The organism is Streptomyces acidiscabies, assembly GCF_020010905.1.
GTDB lineage: Bacteria > Actinomycetota > Actinomycetes > Streptomycetales > Streptomycetaceae > Streptomyces > Streptomyces acidiscabies.
In genome coordinates this window covers 2,327,516-2,348,141 of record NZ_JAGJBY010000001.1, presented here as the reverse complement: position 1 = coordinate 2,348,141, position 20,626 = coordinate 2,327,516, and the positions used below count along the sequence as shown (strand labels likewise).

The window sequence follows — 20,626 nt, the reverse complement described above, 5'->3', positions numbered from 1 at the left end:
GCCCCCTGGCCCCCCCACGGCCGGGGGGCGACTTCGCCGGAGCGATCGTGGCCCGGCGCGCTCTCTCCCTCAGGAGTGCCGGGTTCCCGGCATCGTCTCCCAGAACGCGCACTGGTGTTGCGCCGCGTACTGGTCGTCGTCGATCAGGGCACTCCCGCCCCCCGCCCGCAGCGACAGCATCAGGCCCTCGCCCTGGTGATAGCCGGGCCAGGCCGCCTGCCCGGCGACGGACGGCCGGCCGGTCCTCGTGAACGCTCCCCAGTACCGCGTCATCTCGTGGGCGAGCCGGCGCTCCCCGGCGTCGAACAGCGGAGCGATGGGCGTGCCGTTGTGGAAGCTGGGCCAGATGTAGGCGAGTTCCGCGGCGTGGCCCGCGCCCCAGACGTAGCCGGGTATCTGCGTCAGGCCGGGGCCCGTCCGGTGGTCGAACTCGTACGCGTGGGTGGGGGTGTACCGCTCGAAGGTCCGCACGAGCGAGCGGAGCCCGCACCCGCCGATCCCCGAGACCAGCCCCGCGTCGGTCATGATCTCGCCGATGACGTACGGCGCGGTGAACCGGTCGGACGTGCCGGGCCAGGGGTAACGGGAGAGGACCTCGTCGGCGCGGGTGCCGCCGACGGCCTGGACGAAGGCGAGGTATGCCTCCTTGCCCGCGCCGATGTACCCCGCGGCGAAGGTGCGGCCCTCGTCACGGTTGGCGCCGACGACCACGGGCACACGGGCGAACCTTCCGCTGTCCACCGCTTCGCGTACCGGGGCCGGGAACGTCGTGGTTCCGTCCACGAAGCCGGGCGAGAAGGTGCCGGCGTCGAGGAGCGTCCCCGCCGAGGCCGACCTCAGACAGTCGAGGACGGCCGCCCGATCCGCCTGGTCGCAGCCCGCCTGGCGGGCGAACGCCGTCCCGGCGTCCTCCGCCCGGCGCTGCGGGCCGCTGACGCAGGAGCCGCTCTGGATCATGGCGCGAGCGAACAGCCCGCGCGAGCCGGGCGCCACCAGATGACCGCAGACGGACCAGCCGCCCGCGGACTCGCCGCCGATGGTGACCTCGCCGGGGTTCCCGCCGAAGGCTGCGATGTTGCGCTGCACCCAGCGCAACGCGGCCTGCTGGTCCATGAAGCCGTAGTTGCCGGACTCGCCGCCCTCCTCGGTGAGCGCGGGCAGGCCGAGGAAGCCGAAGACGCCGAGCCGGTAGTTGAGCGAGACGCCGATGACGCCCGTCTCCCTGACGAGCTTCGACTCGTCGTTCTGCGCGCCGCTGCCGTTGGTCAGGCCACCGCCGTGGATGAAGACGTGCACCGGAAGACGGGCGCCGGCCCGCACGCCCGACGGCCGCCACACATTGACGCCGAGGCAGTCCTCGGTCTCGCTGCGCGGTCCGTTGCCGCTGGGCAGCACGGGGCAGAGGTCGCCGAAGCCGGCCGCCTCCCGGACGCCGGTCCACGGCGCCGCGGCCTGCGGCGGCTTCCAGCGCAGGGAGCCGGTGGGCGCCGCCGCGTAGGGGATGCCGAGGAACCTCTCGACACCCTTCGAGGTGGCGCCGCGCACGGCACCCTTGTCGGTGCGCACCACGCCCGGCGCACTCGCGGACGCCGTCGCGGGCAGCAGCCCGACGACAGCGAGGGACATGGCTAACGCGCCGCCTAAGACGGTACGGATTCCGCTGGCGGTCATGGAGGGGACCCCTCTGGTCGGGTGTCGGCCGCAGCTGGCGGCCGGAGAAGGGAGCCGGGCCGAGCGGCCCCGCCCGGCTGACGGTGCCGCCCGCGACGCGGTCGGCGAAGGGGAACAGCGGGGCGGCCTGCACCGGCCTCGAAGGCGAGCGCGACCAGCCTTTCCTGTGACGTCTCACCGCTGTCCGACCGAAGTGTTACGTGAGAGTTTCGAAGCTCCGGCGGATCAGCGTCCAGCATCAACCCGAGACTGTCTATGCCATGGGCACATCAATTCACGGGATGTCCTGAACTCGTCGGCCCTGCACAGCCACCGCACGGCCCGCGAGCGGCGACCCCAGATCTCGGCGCGCATCCTTGACGGATTGTCTGCGGATTCTCTGTCCCGGCCCTCACCCTGCTGCCGCCCGTCGCGGCCCCGCACGCACAGGCGGCCGGCTTCAGCCCCGGGGACGCCCAGCCGTGGGAACCAGCATGGTGCACTGATGCCGGCGAACCCGCACAGTGCCGTAGGTCAGACCTCCTACGCACTGCACGTGGACGGGGGCGAAGTCAACAGCGACGAACCCGAGCCGGGTGACTGGGAACTGCCGACGGGTGCCGTGCGCGGAACAGGGTTCAGGAAGCCGCCTGACGGGGTTTCTGTCCACGAATCCGGGCTTGCGTCCACGGTACGTCCACTGGATCTTGGTCCGGCCGGACGAATAAAGGCCGTCACTTTCGGGTGGCGGCCTTCGTTATGACGTTTACGCAGGTCAGAAGGTTTCTTCCCGCGTAGCGCATGGTGGGGCGGGTGGGACTCGAACCCACGGCCGACGGATTATGAGTCCGCTGCTCTAACCGGCTGAGCTACCGCCCCATAGCGGCGTGTCGCGTACATGTGTGCGCGCCGTCTGCCGCAGCATAGCCGGTCATACGATCTCCCGCTTCGGATGGTCGGCTTCCGCATGCCTGCTGACCTCGCCTTCGTGTCCGGGAGGACCGCACCAGGGTCCGTACGGTTCCACCGGACATGAAAAAGGACCCCAACGGGGTCCTCGTTCAGCATGCTCCCCCGACTGGACTCGAACCAGTAACCTGCCGGTTAACAGCCGGCTGCTCTGCCAATTGAGCTACAGGGGACCGAGCTCCCCCGACTGGACTCGAACCAGTAACCTGCCGGTTAACAGCCGGCTGCTCTGCCAATTGAGCTACAGGGGAATGCCTCGTCGCATCGATCGTCGCCATCTGGGTACTTGCCAGGGGGCGTCCTCTCGCTGCGACACATACATTAGCGCAAGCAGGGGGGTGCTTCGCCAATCGGTATCCCCGCCGACACCAGGGAAGGGCCGCCGTCATGCGCTACCGGCTGACGTTCGCCGCCGGACTCGCCGTGGGTTACGTCCTCGGCACCCGTGCCGGACGTGAACGCTACGAGCAGCTGAAGAAATCCGCCCGCGCCGTCGCGCAGAACCCGGCGGTCCGCAACACCGCCGAATCGGCCGCCCAGCAGGGCCGCCAGTTCGCGGGCAAGGCATACGAGAAGGCCGCCTCCCGCTTCCCGGACTCGGTGGCGAACCGGGTCCGTACGCTGCGTGAGCGCGGCGCGGCGACGGAGGACGACGACTGGGGAACCAGTAATACCTGAGGACCCGGTGCGACCAGCCACAACGCACCCGCATCCGAGAACCCACCGCACTCCCCACACACCTCACCGGCCCGAACCGGCGCAGCGCTACGGCAGAATTTGACCCATGGGGATAGTCGCCGGGCTGGACAGTGCGCCCGATTTCACTCGCATCGTCGTCTGTGACACGGATACAGGCGCCGTGCTCAGGCAGGGCTACGCCCCGCACCCGCTCGACACCGCGGAGGGCGGCGCCCGGCCGAGCGACGTCGACCCGCAGTCCTGGCTGCTGTCCCTCGGCGAGGCGGCCGGCGGCGGTCTCCTGGAGGGCGTGCAGGCGATCGGCGTGAGCGCGCAGCAGAACGCGGTCATCCCCCTGGACGCGCAGGGCAACACGGTCCGCCCGGCGATGACGGGCAGCGACAAGCGCGCCCAGGTCGCGGCGGCGGACCTGGTGGACGCGCTGGGCGGTCGCGGCGCGTGGGCGCAGGCCGTCGGCGCGGTCCCCCAGTCCGCGCACCCGGTGACGAAGCTGCGCTGGCTCGCGAAGAGTGACCCGGAGGCCGCCGCGCGCACGGCCGTCCTCCTCCAGGCGCACGACTGGCTGGTCTGGCAGCTCCTCGGCCGCCCGGCTCGCCGTACGACGGACCGGGGCGGGGCGTCCGGGACGGGGTACTGGTCGGCCGCGTCCGGCGGTTACCGTCCCGATCTGGTGGAGCTGGCGCTCGGTCACCAGGTGATGCTCCCGGACGTCATCGGGCCGTCGGAGGCGGCGGGTACGACGCCGGAGGGGCTGTTGATCTCGGCGGGGACCGGCGAGACGATGGCCGCGGCCTTCGGTCTGGGCCTGGGGCTCGGGGACGCGGTCGTGTCGCTGGGCGCCTCGGGCTCGGTGATGGCCGTGCACCCGGAGGCGCTGGTGGACAGCTCCGGGATGATCACGTCGCTGGCGGACGCGACCGGCATGCACCTGCCCGTCGTCACCACCCTCAACGCCGTACGCACCCTGCGCGGGACCGCCGAACTGCTCGGTGTGAAGGACCTGGAGGCACTCTCGGAGCTGGCGACGCAGTCGACGCCGGGGTCGCACGGGCTGGTGATGCTGCCGTACCTGGAGGGTGAGCGGACGCCGAACCTGCCGCACACGGCGGGGACGATCACGGGTCTGCGCCGGGAGTCGATGAAGCCGGAGCACCTGGCGCGGGCCGCGTTCGAGGGCATGCTGTGCGGGCTCGCCGACGCGCTGGACGTGCTGCGCGGGCGCGGGGTCGACGTACGGCGGATCTTCCTGCTCGGCGCGGCGGCCGAGCTTCCTGCTGTGCAAGCGGCGGCTCCTTCGCTGTTCGGGGCCCAGGTGGTCGTACCGCAGCCGGCGGACTACGCGGCGATCGGGGCGGCGCGGCAGGCGGCGTGGGCGCTCGGGGTGTCGCAGGGGACGCTGGACCCGCGGACGCCTCCGGCCTGGCAGGGAGCGGCGGCGCAGGTGCTCGACCCGGGCGAGGATCTCGCGGTGGGCCAGGCCGTGCGCCAGCAGTTCGTGTCGGTGCGGGAGCAGATCCATCCCGGGGCCCTGCACTGACGCTCCGCTGAGGCGGGGCGCGCCTCCAAAAGCGCGTTCCCGTAAGTTCCAACGCACCGGCCCGTCCCCGAGTTCCCGGTTGCGCTGTCAGCTCAAGAGGGCCACCTGATGGGTTAATCGGTTGAGGTAACACGGGTGGAGTGTCCGACGATAGGGGCCAGGGGCAACCAGAAGGCCCCTCGCCGGAACCCACCGTCCACCCTCTGTCGAGAGACGTAAGCGTGCTCATACGACTTCTGCGGACCTATCTCAGGCCCTACCGAAAACCCATCGGGCTGCTGGTGCTGCTGCAACTGCTCCAGACCAGCGCGACTCTCTACCTGCCCACGCTGAACGCCGACATCATCGACCACGGCGTCGTCAACGGCGACACCGGCTACATCCTGACCTACGGCGCCGTGATGATCGGCATCTCGCTGGCGCAGGTCGTGACGAACATCGGCGCCGTGTACTACGGCGCGCGGACGGCGTCGGCGCTCGGCAGGGACCTGCGCGCGGCGGTGTTCGACCGGGTGCAGTCGTTCTCCGCGCGCGAGGTGGGCCAGTTCGGTGCCCCCTCGCTGATCACGCGGACGACGAACGACGCGCAGCAGGTCCAGACGCTGGTGCTGATGACGTTCACCCTGATGGTGTCCGCGCCGATCATGTGCGTCGGCGGCATCGTGCTGGCGCTCGGTCTGGACGTGCCGCTGTCGGCGGTGCTGGTGGCCGTCGTCCCGCTGCTCGGGATCTGCGTAACGCTGATCGTGCTGAAGCTGCGGCCGTTGTTCCGGTCGATGCAGGTGCGTCTCGACACCGTCAACCGGGTGCTGCGCGAGCAGATCACCGGCAACCGGGTGATCCGCGCGTTCGTGCGGGACACCTACGAGGAGGAGCGGTTCCGCAAGGCCAACGCGGACCTCACCGACGTATCGCTCAAAGCGGGGAACCTGCTGGCGCTGATGTTCCCGATCGTCATGACGGTGGTGAACCTGTCGTCGATCGCGGTGGTCTGGTTCGGGGCCCATCGCATCGACAGCGGCGAGATGCAGATCGGTGATCTGACGGCGTTCCTCGCGTATCTGATGCAGATCGTGATGTCCGTGATGATGGCCACGTTCATGTTCATGATGATCCCGCGCGCGGAGGTGTGCGCCGAGCGGATCCAGGAGGTGCTGGAGACGTCGTCGAGCGTGGTTCCGCCGCTCGCGCCCGTGCGGGAGCTGCGGCGGCACGGCCATCTGGAGCTGCGGGGCGCGGGTTTCCGCTACCCGGGCGCCGAGGAGCCGGTGCTGAAGGCGGTGGATCTGGTGGCGCTGCCCGGCGAGACGACGGCCGTGATCGGCTCGACGGGCAGCGGCAAGTCCACGCTCCTGGGGCTCGTGCCCCGGTTGTTCGACACAACGGACGGCGAGGTCCTGGTGGACGGCGTGCCGGTCGCCGAGATCGAGCCGGAGCTGCTCGCGAAGACGGTGAGCCTGGTGCCGCAGAAGCCGTACCTGTTCGCGGGGACGGTCGCGACGAACCTGCGGTACGGCAACCCGGACGCGACGGACGAGGAGCTGTGGCACGCGCTGGAGGTGGCGCAGGCCAAGGAGTTCGTGGAGCGGCTCGAAGGCGGGCTGAACGCGCCGATCGCGCAGGGCGGCACGAACGTGTCGGGCGGCCAGCGGCAGCGGCTGTCCATCGCGCGCACGCTGGTGCAGCGGCCGGAGATCTACCTGTTCGACGACTCGTTCTCCGCGCTCGACTACGCGACGGACGCCGCGCTCAGAGCGGCGCTCGCGCGCGAAACGGCGGCGGCGACCGTGGTGATCGTCGCGCAGCGGGTGTCGACCATCCGTGACGCCGACCGGATCGTCGTCCTGGACGAAGGGCGGGTCGTCGGGACGGGGACCCATCACGAGCTGATGGCGGACAACGAGACCTACCGGGAGATCGTGCTCTCCCAGCTCACGGAAGCGGAGGCTGCCTGATGGCCGGGCCTGCGGCACGCATGATGGCCGGTACGGGACCCGACAGCCGGTCGCTGGACTTCAAGGTGTCCGGGAAGCGGCTGGTCGGGTACTTCAAGCCGGAGCGCCTCACGGTCTACGCGCTGCTGGTGTGCGTCGTGATCAGCGTGGGGCTGAACGTCGTCGGTCCGAAGATCCTCGGGCAGGCGACCGACCTGGTGTTCGCGGGGATCATCGGGCGGCAGATGCCGGCCGGGGAGTCCAAGGAACAGGTCCTCCAGGGGATGCGGGACCACGGGCAGTCGTCCGTCGCGGACATGCTCAGGTCGACGGACTTCACGCCCGGCAAGGGCATCGACTTCGGGGCCGTGGGGGAGGTCCTCGGGATCGCCGTCGGCGTGTTCGTGATCGCCGGTCTGCTGATGGCGGTCGCGACGCGGCTCGTCAACAAGGCCGTCAACCGGACGGTGTTCCGGATGCGGGAGGACGTGCAGACGAAGCTGTCGCGGCTCCCGTTGTCGTACTTCGACAAACGGCAGCGCGGGGAGGTGCTGTCGCGGGCGACGAACGACATCGACAACATCGGGCAGACGCTCCAGCAGTCCATGGGGCAGCTGATCAACTCCCTGCTGACCATCATCGGCGTGCTCGCGATGATGTTCTGGGTGTCGTGGCTGCTCGCGCTGGTCGCGCTGGTGACGGTGCCGCTGTCGGCGCTCGTCGCGACGCGCATCGGCAAGCGGTCGCAGCCGCACTTCGTGCAGCAGTGGCGGACCACCGGTCAGCTCAACGCGCACATCGAGGAGATGTACACCGGGCACACGCTGGTGAAGGTCTTCGGGCGGCAGCGGGAGTCCGCGCAGCAGTTCGCCGAGCAGAACGACGCGCTGTACGAGGCGGGGTTCAAGGCGCAGTTCAACAGCGGGATCATGCAGCCGCTGATGATGTTCGTGTCCAACATCAACTACGTGCTGGTGGCGGTCGTGGGCGGGCTGCGGGTGGCGTCCGGGTCGCTGTCCATCGGGGACGTGCAGGCGTTCATCCAGTACTCGCGCCAGTTCTCGATGCCGCTCACGCAGGTCGCGTCGATGGCCAACCTGGTGCAGTCCGGGGTGGCGTCGGCCGAGCGGATCTTCGAGCTCCTCGACGCGGACGAGCAGGAGGCGGACGCGAAGGACTCCGAGCGCCCCGCCGAACTGCGCGGGCGCGTCGCGCTGGAGGGCGTGTCCTTCCGGTACGACCCCGACAAGCCGCTCATCGAGGACCTGTCGCTGACCGTCGAACCCGGCCACACGGTCGCCATCGTCGGCCCCACCGGCGCGGGCAAGACGACCCTGGTCAACCTCCTCATGCGGTTCTACGACGTCTCCGCCGGGCGCATCACGCTCGACGGCGTCGACGTGGCCCGCATGTCCCGCGACGACCTGCGCGCCGGGATCGGGATGGTCCTCCAGGACACGTGGCTGTTCGGCGGGACGATCGCCGAGAACATCGCGTACGGCGCCTCGCGCGACGTCACGCGCGGGGAGATCGAGGAGGCGGCGCGCGCGGCCCACGCGGACCGGTTCGTGCGGACGCTGCCCGACGGGTACGACACCGTCATCGACGACGAGGGCAGCGGGGTCAGCGCCGGTGAGAAGCAGCTCATCACCATCGCGCGCGCGTTCCTGTCCGACCCGGTGATCCTCGTCCTCGACGAGGCGACGTCCTCCGTCGACACCCGTACGGAGGTGCTGATCCAGAAGGCGATGGCCAAACTGGCGCACGGGCGGACGTCGTTCGTCATCGCGCACCGGCTGTCGACGATCCGGGACGCGGACACGATCCTCGTCATGGAGAACGGGTCGATCGTCGAACAGGGCTCGCACAGCGAGCTGCTGGAGTCGGGCGGCGCCTATGCGCGGCTGTACAAGGCGCAGTTCGCGGAGGCGGTCGCCGAAGTCGACTGAAGTTTACGGGGGTTGGGGTGCCGTCCGGCAGGTACGGCACCCCGTCTCAGTCCAGGTATCCCCTCAGCTGGTCCGCGAACGCGTGGTCCCTGAGTTTGTTGAGGGTCTTGGACTCGATCTGCCGGATCCGCTCGCGCGTCACGCCGAAGATCCGGCCGATCTCCTCCAGCGTGCGCGGCCGGCCGTCGGCGAGCCCGTACCGCAGCTGGACGACCTTGCGCTCGCGCTCCCCCAGCGTCGACAGCACCGCCTCCAGGTGCTCCCTGAGCAGCAGGAACGCGGCGGATTCGACGGGGCTCGCGGCGTCGCCGTCCTCGATGAGGTCGCCCAGGGCCACGTCGTCCTCCTCGCCCACGGGTGCGTGGAGGGAGACGGGCTCCTGGGCGAGCCTCAGGACCTCGCCGACGCGCGCGGGGGCGAGGTCGAGCTGGGCGGCCACCTCTTCCGGTGTCGGTTCGTAGCCGCGCTCCTGGAGCATGCGGCGCTGAACGCGTACGACACGGTTGATGAGTTCGACGACGTGGACGGGGACGCGGATGGTCCGGGCCTGGTCGGCGAGGGCCCGGGACATCGCCTGGCGGATCCACCAGGTGGCGTACGTCGAGAACTTGTACCCGCGCGCGTAGTCGAACTTCTCGACGGCGCGGATCAGGCCGAGGTTGCCCTCCTGGACGAGGTCGAGCATGGTCAGGCCGCGGCCGACGTACCGCTTGGCGACGGAGACGACGAGCCGCAGGTTCGCCTCGATGAGGCGGCGCTTGGCCATCCGGCCCATGACCACGAGCCGGTCCAGGTCCAGCGCCAACTGGCTGTCCAGGTCAGGGGTGTTGAGGAGCTTCTCCTCGGCGAACAGGCCCGCCTCGACGCGCCGCGCCAGCTCGACCTCCTCGACCGCCGTCAGCAGCGGGATGCGGCCGATCTCGCGGAGGTACTGGCGGAACAGGTCGGAGGAGGGTCCGCCGGTGTCGGCGGGGCGGATCCGCTCGGGGGGTTCGTCGATCTCCTCCGTCGGCGGGCCCGCCTCGGGATGGTGCGCGGCGGCGCCCTGCGCGGGCACCGCGGCCAGCGCCTCGGCCTCGGCGTCGGGCTCCGCTTCGGTACTGACGTCGGTCTGGGTGAGCGTCTGGGTCTGCACGGGGGCGACCTCCAGGATGATCGCTGCCAGGGGTACGACAGCGGTACTTCGGGGGCGGAGTGGACGGCCTCGCCGCAGTCCGTCCCGTACGCGGTGAGCGTCGGCCTGGGTGGGGGTTCCGTGGGGGACGGATCGGCCGCGCTCCGAGTACTCAGGCACCGCCACCCAGTGTGGGGTACGACACATCGCCGCCACGAGGGGCGTGCGGTGACTTTTTGAGTCCGGGACGTGACCGGACGGTGACTGAAGATCGAGTCGGCGGCGTGTGCCGGACGCGCTCGGCGGGTGACCTCGGTGTCGGCGTCGTACCGCGCCTCTGGGGGCTTCGTGGCCCTCGGGCGGCCCGGGTGTCCGGCGGCATCGCGAAAGCCGTCGAGGAGGCCGTACAGGGCTTCGGTGTGGCGGGCTCCCGCTCAGAGAGCGATGACGCCGTGCGCCTGCAACGCCCGGTCGTACTCCTGGAGGACCCACAACTCGTTCTGGACGGCGGCCAGTTGGGCGGGGTCGCCGGCTGTGGCGAGGCGGGTCAGCTGGGACTGGATGTCGTGGATGCGGCGTTCCACGGCGCGGCGGCGGACGGTGACCAGCTGGGCGCCCGCGTACACGTCGTCGACGGTGCGGCGCATGATCGGCTCGACGGCGAGTTCGGTGACCATCGCGCGGACCGTGTCGTCGGGGGCGACCTCGCGCACGCACATCAGGTAGTCCTGCGCGTCCTCGGTGCCGTACTCGGCGCCGCCCGCGTCCAGGATGGCCTGGCGGACGGCGGCGTAGGGGGCGCAGGTGAACTCGTCCACGCCGTACGCGTCGAAGGCCGGGGAGACCAACTCGGGGCGCTGGAGGGCGAGTTTGACGAGCTCGCGCTCGGTCGCGTAGACGGGGTTGCGCAGTTGGAGGGCCGGGCCCTTGAGCGCGGGGCGGGGGCTCTCCTCGTACGGCTGGCGCGAGCGGCCCGCCTGCCCCGGGGCGTCGCCCTTGCCCCGGGCCCAGCGGGCGATCTGGGCCACCCGCTTGACGACGAACTGGGTGTCGAGGATGCCGAGCAGGCCCGCGAGCTGGACGGCGACCTCGTGCTGGGCGCCGCTGTTCTTGATGCGGGCGACGACGGGGGCGGCCTCGTCGAGCGCGGCGGCGCGGCCTCCCGGCGTGTCGAGGTCGTAGCGGGCGACGATCTGCCGCAGCGCGAACTCGAAGAGCGGCGTGCGGGGTTCGGCGAGGTCGGCGACCGCCTCGTCGCCCTTCGCGAGGCGCAGTTCGCAGGGGTCCATGCCGTCGGGGGCGATCGCGATGTACGTCTCGGCGGCGAACTTCTGGTCGTCCTCGAAGGCGCGCAGGGCGGCCTTCTGGCCCGCCGCGTCGCCGTCGAAGGTGAAGATGACGCGCGCGCTGCCGTTGTCCATCAGGAGGCGGCGCAGGATCTTGATGTGCTCGCCGCCGAAGGCCGTACCGCAGGTCGCGATGGCGGTCGGGACGCCCGCGAGATGGCAGGCCATGACGTCGGTGTAGCCCTCGACGACGACCGCGCGGCTGGACTTCGCGATCGCCTGCTTGGCGAGGTCGATGCCGTACAGGACCTGGGACTTCTTGTAGATCGGGGTGTCCGGCGTGTTCAGGTACTTGGGGCCGGTGTCGGCCTCGTACAGCTTGCGCGCGCCGAAGCCGACGACGTCGCCGCCGATGTCGCGGATGGGCCACATCAGACGGCCCCGGAAGCGGTCGATGGGGCCGCGGCGGCCCTCCTGGGAGATGCCGGAGAGGGTGAGTTCGCGGTCGCTGAAGCCCTTGCCGCGCAGGAAGCGGGTGAGGTGGTCCCAGCCCTGCGGGCTGTAGCCGACGCCGAAGTGGAGGGCGGCGGCCTGGTCGAAGCCGCGCTCGGCGAGGAACATGCGGCCGGTGTCGGCCTCGGGGCTGGTGGCGAGCTGTTCGGCGTACCACTCGGCGGCGATCTTGTGGGCCTCGACCAGGCGGATGCGTTCGCCGCGCTGGTGGGAGGGGTTGTAGCCGCCCTCCTCGTACCGCAGCGTGATCCCCGCGCGCGCGGCGAGGCGCTCGACCGACTCGGAGAACGTGAGGTGGTCGACCTTCATCACGAACGTGATGGTGTCGCCGCCCTCCTGGCAGCCGAAGCAGTGGAAGAGGCCCTTGCTGGGGCTGACCTGGAACGACGGGGACTTCTCGTCGTGGAAGGGGCACAGGCCCTTGAGGTTGCCGCCGCCCGCGTTGCGCAGTTGGAGGTACTCGGAGACCACGGCGTCGATCGGGACCGCGTCCCGTACCGCCTTCACGTCCTCGTCGTTGATCCGTCCTGCCACGCGGGAATTCTACGGGGGCCGACCGACACTCCGGTGCCGAGGCGGCCCCCGTCCGGGCTCAGACGACCAGGGTCTCCAGGGGTGTGCCCGGGTTCGCGAGGGCGTCCGGGTCGAGCGGGGCGCCGCTCTGGATCAGCCGCTGGATGTGTTCTGTGACATCCCACACGTTCACGTTCATCCCGGCCAGGACCCGGCCCTCGCTCAGCCAGAACGCGATGAACTCCCGCTTCCCGGCGTCCCCGCGGATGACGACCTGGTCGTACGAGCCGGGCGGCGCCCACCCGCTGTACTCCATCCCCAGGTCGTACTGGTCGGAGAAGAAGTACGGCACCCGGTCGTACGTGACGTCCTTGCCGAGCATCGCGCGCGCGGCGGCCGGTCCGCCGTTGAGGGCGTTGGCCCAGTGCTCCACGCGCAGGCGCGCGTCGGCGAACGGGAACGCGGCGACGTCGCCGGCGGCGTAGATGTCCGGGTCGGAGGTGCGCAGGCTCGCGTCGACCTCGATGCCGCCGCCGTGCGCACGGTCGGCGAGCGTGAGTCCGGCCGCCTCGGCGAGGCCCGTGCGCGGGGCCGCGCCGATCGCCGCGAGCACGTCGTGCGCCGGGTGCTCCTCGCCGTCGTCCGTGCGCACCGCGAGGACCATGCCGTCCTGGCCGGTGATTTCGGTGAGGCGGGCGCCGAAGTGGAAGCGGACGCCGTGCTCGGCGTGCAGGTCGGCGAAGAGCTGGCCCAGTTCGGGGCCCAGGACGCCGTGCAGGGGCGTCGGTTCGGGTTCGACGACGGTGACCTCGGCGCCGTACGTGCGCGCCGCCGCGGCGACCTCCAGGCCGATCCAGCCGGCGCCCGCGATCACCAGGTGGCCGTTGTCGCGGCCGAGGGCCTTGAGGACGTGCCTGAGGCGCTCGGCGTGCGCGAGGCGGCGCAGGTGGTGGACGCCGGCGAGGCCGGTGCCGGGGACGTCCAGGCGGCGCGGCTCTGCGCCGGTCGCGAGGAGGAGCTTGTCGTACGCGATCAGGGTGCCGTCGCCGAGGCGGACCGCGTGGGCCTCGCGGTCGATCGCGGTGACCGTCTGGCCGAGGTGCAGTTCGATGTCGTTCTGCGCGTACCAGGCCGGTTCGTGGACGAAGACGCTGTCGCGCTCCTCTTTACCGAGGAGGTAGCCCTTGGAGAGCGGGGGGCGCTCGTAGGGGTGGTCACGCTCGTCGCCGATCAGTATCACGCGCCCGGTGAAGCCCTCCGCACGGAGCGTCTCGGCCGCCTTGGCACCGGCCAGGCCACCTCCGACGATGACGAATGTCTGATCCGCGTCGACCACTTGATGCCTCCTCGTAAGGGTGTCGCCACATGCGAGCGTCCCGCACGCAACGTTCGGGGGGAAGGGGTAGTGCCCCGTCGGGGCGATCTCAGGGGCGGCCCGTCAGCCGTGTGTGCAGGGCTCTCGCGGACGCGTCGGTGAGGGACGCTATCTGGTCCACGATCACCCGTTCGCGGGCGTGGTCGTCCGCCGCCTTGACGTACAGCGCGTGGAACTGGGGGTCGAGGCCGTACGGCGCCCGCGCGGTGAGGGCCTCGGCGAGTTCCGTGATGACGATCCGCTGGTCGGCGCGCAGGCGCTCCTGTTCGGCGCGCTGCATGACGTACCGGTCGGCGACCGCCTTGAGGACGGCGCACTCCAGGCGGGTCTCGTGCGGGACGACGAGTTCGGCGGCGTAGCGCGTGAGGCGGCCGGTGCCGTAGCGCACGCGGGTGGCGCCTTCGGCGGCCAGGCAGAAGCGGCCGATCAGCTGGCTCGTCGCGTCCTTCAGGCGGGCCTGGGCGACCGCCGTGCCGTCGTAGCCGTGCGGCCACCACTCCTGCGCGAGGAGGCGGTCCAGGGCTGCGGCGAGTTCGGCCGGATCCGTGTCCGCGGGGACGTAACGGCCCACCGCCACGCGGAAGATCTCCTCGCGTTCCGCGCGCGCGGACAGGGCGGCCGGGGCGATGTGGCCCGCGTGCAGGCCGTCCTCCACGTCGTGCACCGAGTAGGCCACGTCGTCCGACCAGTCCATGACCTGGGCCTCGAAGCACGCGCGCGTGCCGGGGGACTCCTTGCGGATCCAGTCGAAGACCGGGCGGTCGTCGTCGTACACGCCGAACTTGGGGGACGTCGGGTCCGTGGGGTGCTCGCCTCGCGGCCAGGGGTACTTCGTCGCCGCGTCCAGCGTCGCGCGCGTGAGGTTCAGGCCTACCGAGCCCTCCGGGGTGAAGCGCTTCGGTTCGATGCGGGTCAGCAGGCGCAGGGACTGGGCGTTGCCCTCGAAGCCGCCGCAGTCCTTCGCGAAGTCGTTCAGCGCCTGTTCGCCGTTGTGGCCGAAGGGCGGGTGGCCCAGGTCGTGCGCCAGGCAGGCCGCCTCGACGAGGTCGGGGTCACAGCCGAGGGCCGCGCCGAGTTCCCTGCCGACCTGGGCGCACTCCAGGGAGTGCGTGAGGCGGGTACGGGGGCTGGCGTCCCACACGGGGCCCTGCGTGCCCGGGGTGACGACCTGGGTCTTCCCCGCGAGCCTGCGCAGGGCGGAGGAGTGCAGGAGGCGGGCACGGTCGCGCTGGAAGGCGGTGCGGCCGGGGCGTTTGTCCGGTTCGGGGGCCCAGCGGTCGGAGGCGGAGGGGGTGTAGGCGGGGGTGGCGTCGGCTGTGGTGGCGGGGGCCTGGTCGGGGACGGGGTCGGTGTGCGGGTCGGTGCCTTCCATGCTTCGACAGTACGGGCAGGCACTGACAATTCGGCTGTGCGCCTCGGGTCGGGGCGGGCGGAAGTGCGGGAGCGGGGTGGATCATGCCGCCTTGCTGGTGCCTGCCGTCGCCGCCGCCTCGTCGTAGCGGGTCAGTACCAGGCGGGCCATCGCCTCGTGCGCGCCCAGGGGGGCCGAGACGATCCACGGGGCCGCCTGCGCGCACTCCGTCGCGAAGCGGCCGGGGGCCGTGAAGTACGAGGCGATCGCCACGCGCGTGTATCCGCGTGCGCGGAGGTCGGCCAGTGCCTTCGGGACGGCCGGTTCGGCCGTCGAGGCGTACGCCGGGAGCACCGGGACGCCCAGGCGGGCCGAGAGGAGGTGGGCCGTGCGGTTGGTGTCCGCCGCGTTGTCGGGGTCCCGGGAGCCGGCCGCCGCGAGGACGATGGCGCTCTCGCCGTGCGCGGCGTCCGGGCGGGAGGGCCAGCCGGCCTCCTCCAGGCGGGATACCAGCGTGTCGATCAGGAGGGGGTGCGGGCCCAGCGCTCCCCCTACGCGTGCGTGCGGGTGCGTCTGCGCCGCCATCTCCGGGATGTCGCGCTTGATGTGGTAGCCCCGGCCCAGCAGGAGGGGGACCAGGACGACGTCCTGCGTGCCCACGCGCGCGAGCGTGTCGGTGAGCAGCGGCTCGTTCAGCTCGATGTGGCCCAGGTGGACGTCCAGACCGGGGCGCTGCGCGCGGACGCGGTCCAGGAGGGCGCCGACCGTGCGCAACGCGCGCGGGTCGCGGCTGCCGTGGGCGACGACCACGAGCGCGGGTGCGGCGGGGCGCCGGCGGGAGAGGCGGCTGAGCTGACTGGACATGGGTCGATCCTCGCGCGGGGGCGTTGCGGGGTGGTTGCGTGACCGTCACGGGTGTTTTCCGGGGGTTCACGGTGGGGGTGGGGGCGGTGTGAGGGCGTTCTCGCGAGGGCTGGTGCGTGGCGGGTGGCGAATGGGGCGTGTGAGTGAACCTAATCCGTGCCGGGTGCGTCTTGCCTGGTGAACGTCGTCAGGGGTGGGCCGGGGAGGGTCCGGGGAGGGGTGTCCATGCGGAGGCCGTCGCTGCGCAGGCCGCGCCTGCCGCGTACGCGTGCCGGTCAGCGGCGGCTCGTGCAGGCCGTGATGGCGGTGTGCGTGCTCGCGCTGCTGCCGTCGGCGTGGCTGTTCGTCTCGACGTCCGGCCGGTACGGGACGACGGCGGACGCACCCCGTACGGACGTCGCCGTCGTCTTCGGCGCGGGCCTGTGGAACGGCGAGCCGTCCCCGTACCTGCGCGGGAGGCTGAACGCTGCGGCGGACCTCTACCGCGAGGGCCGCGTCAAGGTCGTCCTGGTGACCGGCGACAACAGCCGTGAGGACTACGACGAGCCGGACGCGATGCGCACGTACCTGACGCGCCACGGCGTCCCGGACGACCACGTGGTGAGCGACTACGCGGGCTTCGACACGTGGGACTCGTGCGTGCGCGCGAAGAAGATCTTCGGCGTCCACCGCGCGGTGCTGATCAGCCAGAGCTTCCACATACGCCGCGCCGTCGCGCTCTGCGAGGCCGCGGGGATCGACTCGTACGGCGTCGGCGTGGCCGAGAAGCACGACGTGACGTGGCTGTACGGCGGCACCCGCGAGGTGTTCGCGGCGGGCAAGGCGGCGCTGGACGCGGTGTTCACGCCGGACCCCCGGTTCCTGGGACCGCGGGAACCGGGGGTCGGGCAGGCGCTCGCTAGCGCCCCCTGAACCGTGGCGGGCGTTTCTCCAGGAACGCCGTCATCCCCTCCGACTGGTCGCCGGTCGCGAACAGGCCGTGGAACGCCCGGCGTTCGTAGCGGATGCCGTCGCCGAGGCCGGTCTCCAGCGCCCGGTCGACGCAGTCGCGGGCCGTCCGGACGGCGAGGCGGCCGTACGAGGCGATGGTGGCCGCCGCCTCCAGGGCCTCCGGGAGCACCCGCTCGTCGGGGACCACCCGGGACACCAGCCCGGCGCTCTCCGCCTCGCGTGCGTCCATCGTGCGGCCGGTGAGGACCAGGTCCATCGCCTTGGCCCGGCCGACGAGGCGGGTGAGGCGCTGGGTGCCGCCGATGCCGGGGATCACGCCGAGTTTGATCTCGGGCTGGCCGAACCGCGCCGACTCCCCCGCGATCACGAGGTCGCACATCATCGCGAGTTCGCAACCCCCGCCGTACGCGACGCCGTTGACGGCGGCGATCTTCGGGACCCGGAGGTCGGCGAACTCCTCCCACGCCCCGAAGTAGTCCTCCGCCACCATGTCGGCGGCGCTCTTCCCGGCCATCTCCCTGATGTCGGCGCCGGCGGCGAACGCCCGCTCGGAGCCGGTGAGGACGACGCAGCCGACCTCGTCGTCGGACTCCAACGGCCGGACGGTGTCGAGGAGTTCGGCGAGCAGCTCGGAGCTGAGCGCGTTGAGGACCTGCGGCCGGTGGAGGCGGACGAGTACGACGCCGTCGTACCGCTCGGTCTTGAGGTGATGCATTGCGGTAACCCCTTTCTGTGAGATTTCTGTCGGGGTTTCTGCTGGGGTTTCTGTTGGATTTCTACGAGTCCCAGATCGCGCCGTACGCCGGTATCCCGCGCCGTTCGAGGCCGTGGACGACCTGCCAGGTGAGCTTCTTGTTGGAGATGCAGATGACCGCTTCGGCGCCGAAGTCGCGGTAGGCGGCGTGCGCGAGGGCGACCATGTCGGGTTTGCCGTGGCGGGAGGTGTCCCAGACGACCGCGTCGGGCTGGACGGCGAGGATCTCGTCCACGAGGGCGTCGCCGTAGGTGACGCGGGGGTCGCGAGTGGCCCAGACGAGGCGGGAGGGGACCTCGGCAGCGAGGAGGTGCGGCAGGCAGGGGCCGATGCCGCTGCCGGTGGCGACGTACACCACCTTGCTGAAGAGGACTTCGATGTTGGCGACCCCGGCGGTGGTGATTCCCTTCACCCACACCTTCGTCGGGAGGTCGTCGATGAACTTCCCCGTCCAGTCGCCCGCCCGCGAGATGGTCAGCCGGAAGCCCGGGCTGCCCGGCGAGGGGACGTTCGCGAAGGAGTGCCACTCCTTGAGCGGGCTGCGGCTGACGGCCGTGGAGGACCCGGCGAACGGGGTCTCGCCGTAGTCGAAGCGGGCCAACACCACGTGCGGGGACGGCCGTTCGACCCGTACGGCGACCTTGCGCAGCCGCAGCCAGGGCAGCGCGACGCTGAACGTGACGACCGCGAGCACCGCCGGTTCGACCGGCCCGGTCGCCGTCAGGATCGTGTGCGCCCAGAAGAGGGCGAGGGCGCCCCAGCCGCCGAAGCGGTGGATCTTCTCGAAGTGGTCGTGGTGCCGGGACCGGAAGGGCGGCAGCGCGGTCGCGACGATGACCAGCAGCAGGACGAGCAGCACCCAACTGACCGCCATAACAGCCCTGTTGGTGGTCGTGAGGGTCAGCGCGGCGAACCACGCCGTCCCCGCGAGCGCGCCTCCGATGTGCAGTCCGCCGAAGTGGTAGACCTTGCCCAGCGTCCAGCGGACCCGCAGCGGCCAACTGACCGGGGCTGAAGTCGCCACCCGGAAGAGGAAGTTGATGACGTACTGCTGGCGGATCAGGATCGCCAGCGTGAGGTTCGCGAGGACGGCGTGGGCCATGCCCTGCTCGGTGACCGGCCAACTCGCGTACAGGCAGACCGCGTTCACCGCGAACACCGTTGCCGCGAGCCGGTTGTAGTGCATCAGCCGGGGGTGCTTGAGGAGGCGGCGCGGCAGGGAGGTGAGGGGTGGGAGCGGGGTGCCGGTGCGGCTCAGTTCCGTCGTCATCGGGCCACCGCCGGTCGGTCCGGGGCGAGTTGGAGGAGCGCCGGTTTGTCGATCTTGCCTCGGTCGGTCTCCGGTAACGATGTCAGGGGCATGACATCATCCGGCACGCAGTAGTACGGCAGGGCGTCGGCGACCGCGCGGCGGGCCGTGTCGGGGTCGACGTCCGCCGGGCAGACGAAGGAGACGAGCGTGCGGTCGTCGCGCTTGAGGGTGACCGCGCGGACGACACCCGGCACCTGCTCCAACACCGAGGAGACGGAGTCGAGTTCGACGCGGAAGCCGCGTACCTTCACCTGGTCGTCGGTGCGGCCGAGGTGTTCGAGGCGGCCGTCCGGGGTCCAGCGGCCGAGGTCGCGGGTGCGGAACATGCGCCGGCCGCCGCCGAGGAACGGGTCGGGGGCGTAACGCTCTTTGTTCATGCGGTCGTTGGGATCGTCCGTGAGGTAGCCGGCCGAGACGCAGTCGCCGCCGGCCCACATCTCGCCGACCTCGCCGATCGGGAGTGCGCGGCGGTCGGCGTCCAGGACGTACACGGTGTTGTTGGGGGTGGGGCGGCCGATCGTGAGGAGGGGGTTCCTCGGGTCGTGCCGGGACATGGTGTTGACGATCGTCGTCTCGGTCGGGCCACAGCAGTTGAAGAAGACGGCCCTGCTCGCCCACGCGTCGGCGAGCGGGCGGGGGCAGGGCTCTCCGGCGACCGCGACCGCGCGCACCCGGGGGCAGGCGGCCGGGTCGATGCCGGACAGGACCGTCGGGGTGGCGATCAGGACGGTCGCCGTGCGGGCGGTGGCCGCGATGTCGCGGTCGCGGATGACGAGGGTGGCGCCGTGCGCGAGGCAGCCGAGGATCTCCCAGGCCGCCATGTCGAAGGCGATGTTGAGGAGTTGGGCGACGCGGTCGCCGGGGCCGATGCCGAGCGAACCGGGGTCGGTGAGCAGGATGTTGGCGACGTTGCGGTGGGTGACCTTCACGCCGTTGGGGCGGCCGGTGGTGCCGGAGGTGAACAGGACGTAGCAGCCGTCGTCCGGTAGCGGCGCCGGGAGTTGGAGCCTCACGGGTGGCAACGGCTCGTCCAGGTCGATGAGTTGGTGACCCTTGTCCGGCGGGAGCGGGACTCGGTGCGCGTGTTCGGCGAGGGTGAGGATCACGCGGGTGCGCGCGGTACTGATGACGTGGGCGAGTTGGGCGGGCGGTGCGAGGCCGATGTCCTGGGGGACGTACGCGGCACCCGCCTTGAGGATGCCGAGCAGGCCGACGAGCATCGGCAGGGAGCGGCGCACGAAGAGGCCGACGTGGTCGCCGGGGCGGATGCCCTCCGCGTACAGGCGGGCGGCCAACGCATCGGCGCGCGCGTCGAGTTGGGCGTAGGTGAGGGTCTGGCCGCGGTGTTCGGCGGCGATCGCGTGCGGGGTGGTGGCCGCGTGTCGGGACACGGACCGGTGGATCAGCGGGTCCGGCACGAAGGCGGTGGGGCCGGTGCCGTGGAGCAGGAAGAGCCGCTGGTCGTGGGGGGTGAGATGGCGCAGAGGCATGGTCGGAGGACCTCCAGGCTGCTTCGAGTGTCGGCGACATGGCCGCCAAGTGCTGCGGCCTGCCCGGGAGTTCGAACGCCGTGCGGGTGTTGGTGCGGAGGCCGTGCGGGATGGTGCGGATTCGCTGCGCGGAAAGGGGCGTGGCCGCGCGGGGCGGGCGCCCGTCGGCGGGGCCGTGCGGGGACACCCGTGTCGGTCGACTTTAGCGGTGCTTCTTCAACGCTCAAGGGTCTGGGACCGGCCAACTAGCGGTGCGGAATGAGTCACTTGTGGCCGATGCCGTCGCATCAGCAACTCGGGCGGGGGGTGGCGGCGACTGGGGTGGGGGGATGCGTGCCGGGCTTTCGGGGCGCGCAGGGGGTCGG

At 71.3% G+C, this 20,626-nt stretch carries 13 protein-coding genes, 3 tRNA genes and 1 pseudogene; 5 read left to right on the top strand and 12 right to left on the bottom strand.

Annotated elements, in window-relative coordinates; genetic code table 11:
- Nucleotides 1-69 precede the first annotated feature (69 nt).
- From J8M50_RS11000 to J8M50_RS10985, 4 genes are all read right to left on the bottom strand, one after another.
- Nucleotides 70-1,626, bottom strand: a complete 1,557-nt coding sequence (locus J8M50_RS11000) for a carboxylesterase/lipase family protein (protein WP_010354783.1) — start codon at nt 1,624-1,626, stop codon at nt 70-72.
- An 826-nt stretch (nt 1,627-2,452) separates the two neighbouring features.
- Nucleotides 2,453-2,529 (bottom strand) — tRNA-Ile (locus tag J8M50_RS10995).
- Between the two features lie 190 nt (nt 2,530-2,719).
- Nucleotides 2,720-2,792: transfer RNA gene (locus tag J8M50_RS10990), tRNA-Asn, on the bottom strand.
- 5 nt (nt 2,793-2,797) lie between these two features.
- A tRNA-Asn gene (locus tag J8M50_RS10985) sits at nt 2,798-2,870 on the bottom strand.
- 136 nt (nt 2,871-3,006) lie between these two features.
- Between J8M50_RS10985 and J8M50_RS10980 the strand changes: the two genes are divergently transcribed.
- The 4 genes from J8M50_RS10980 (at nt 3,007) to J8M50_RS10965 (ending at nt 8,738) form a co-directional block, all read left to right on the top strand.
- On the top strand, nt 3,007-3,297 hold the full coding sequence (locus tag J8M50_RS10980) for a hypothetical protein (RefSeq protein WP_010354784.1): 291 nt from the start codon (nt 3,007-3,009) through the stop codon (nt 3,295-3,297).
- A 106-nt stretch (nt 3,298-3,403) separates the two neighbouring features.
- Nucleotides 3,404-4,855: an FGGY family carbohydrate kinase gene (locus J8M50_RS10975; RefSeq protein WP_050373527.1), complete on the top strand. Its 1,452-nt coding sequence runs from the start codon at nt 3,404-3,406 to the stop codon at nt 4,853-4,855.
- Between the two features lie 221 nt (nt 4,856-5,076).
- Nucleotides 5,077-6,810, top strand: coding sequence for an ABC transporter ATP-binding protein (locus J8M50_RS10970; protein ID WP_010354786.1), 1,734 nt, complete (start codon nt 5,077-5,079; stop codon nt 6,808-6,810).
- On the top strand, nt 6,810-8,738 hold the full coding sequence (locus J8M50_RS10965) for an ABC transporter ATP-binding protein (protein ID WP_010354787.1): 1,929 nt from the start codon (nt 6,810-6,812) through the stop codon (nt 8,736-8,738). Before J8M50_RS10970 ends, J8M50_RS10965 begins: the two co-directional genes overlap by 1 nt.
- 46 nt (nt 8,739-8,784) lie before the next feature.
- On the opposite strand, the pseudogene J8M50_RS10960 reads toward J8M50_RS10965, so the two are convergent.
- From J8M50_RS10960 to J8M50_RS10940, 5 genes and pseudogenes are all read right to left on the bottom strand, one after another.
- A pseudogene (locus tag J8M50_RS10960) lies at nt 8,785-10,032 on the bottom strand (RNA polymerase sigma factor).
- A 254-nt stretch (nt 10,033-10,286) separates the two neighbouring features.
- Nucleotides 10,287-12,185 (bottom strand): DNA primase, encoded by a 1,899-nt coding sequence (gene dnaG, locus J8M50_RS10955; protein WP_010354789.1) that lies wholly within the window; start codon nt 12,183-12,185, stop codon nt 10,287-10,289.
- A 58-nt stretch (nt 12,186-12,243) separates the two neighbouring features.
- Nucleotides 12,244-13,500, bottom strand: coding sequence for an NAD(P)/FAD-dependent oxidoreductase (locus J8M50_RS10950; protein WP_010354790.1), 1,257 nt, complete (start codon nt 13,498-13,500; stop codon nt 12,244-12,246).
- 88 nt (nt 13,501-13,588) lie between these two features.
- Nucleotides 13,589-14,911, bottom strand: coding sequence for a deoxyguanosinetriphosphate triphosphohydrolase (locus J8M50_RS10945; RefSeq protein WP_010354791.1), 1,323 nt, complete (start codon nt 14,909-14,911; stop codon nt 13,589-13,591).
- An 81-nt stretch (nt 14,912-14,992) separates the two neighbouring features.
- Complete coding sequence (locus J8M50_RS10940) at nt 14,993-15,754, bottom strand: sirohydrochlorin chelatase (protein ID WP_010354792.1); 762 nt, start codon at nt 15,752-15,754, stop codon at nt 14,993-14,995.
- A 225-nt stretch (nt 15,755-15,979) separates the two neighbouring features.
- Between J8M50_RS10940 and J8M50_RS10935 the strand changes: the two genes are divergently transcribed.
- Nucleotides 15,980-16,666: a SanA/YdcF family protein gene (locus tag J8M50_RS10935; RefSeq protein WP_010354793.1), complete on the top strand. Its 687-nt coding sequence runs from the start codon at nt 15,980-15,982 to the stop codon at nt 16,664-16,666.
- Here the strand turns inward: J8M50_RS10935 and J8M50_RS10930 are convergent.
- The 3 genes from J8M50_RS10930 to J8M50_RS10920 all read right to left on the bottom strand — a co-directional run bounded on the left by J8M50_RS10930 (nt 16,653) and on the right by J8M50_RS10920 (nt 20,261).
- Nucleotides 16,653-17,420, bottom strand: a complete 768-nt coding sequence (locus J8M50_RS10930) for an enoyl-CoA hydratase-related protein (protein WP_010354794.1) — start codon at nt 17,418-17,420, stop codon at nt 16,653-16,655. The two genes, J8M50_RS10935 and J8M50_RS10930, sit on opposite strands and share 14 nt — an antisense overlap.
- A gap of 61 nt (nt 17,421-17,481) precedes the next feature.
- Nucleotides 17,482-18,729 (bottom strand): FNR domain-containing protein, encoded by a 1,248-nt coding sequence (locus J8M50_RS10925; protein ID WP_010354795.1) that lies wholly within the window; start codon nt 18,727-18,729, stop codon nt 17,482-17,484.
- On the bottom strand, nt 18,726-20,261 hold the full coding sequence (locus J8M50_RS10920) for an amino acid adenylation domain-containing protein (RefSeq protein ID WP_010354796.1): 1,536 nt from the start codon (nt 20,259-20,261) through the stop codon (nt 18,726-18,728). Before J8M50_RS10920 ends, J8M50_RS10925 begins: the two co-directional genes overlap by 4 nt.
- Nucleotides 20,262-20,626 lie beyond the last annotated feature (365 nt).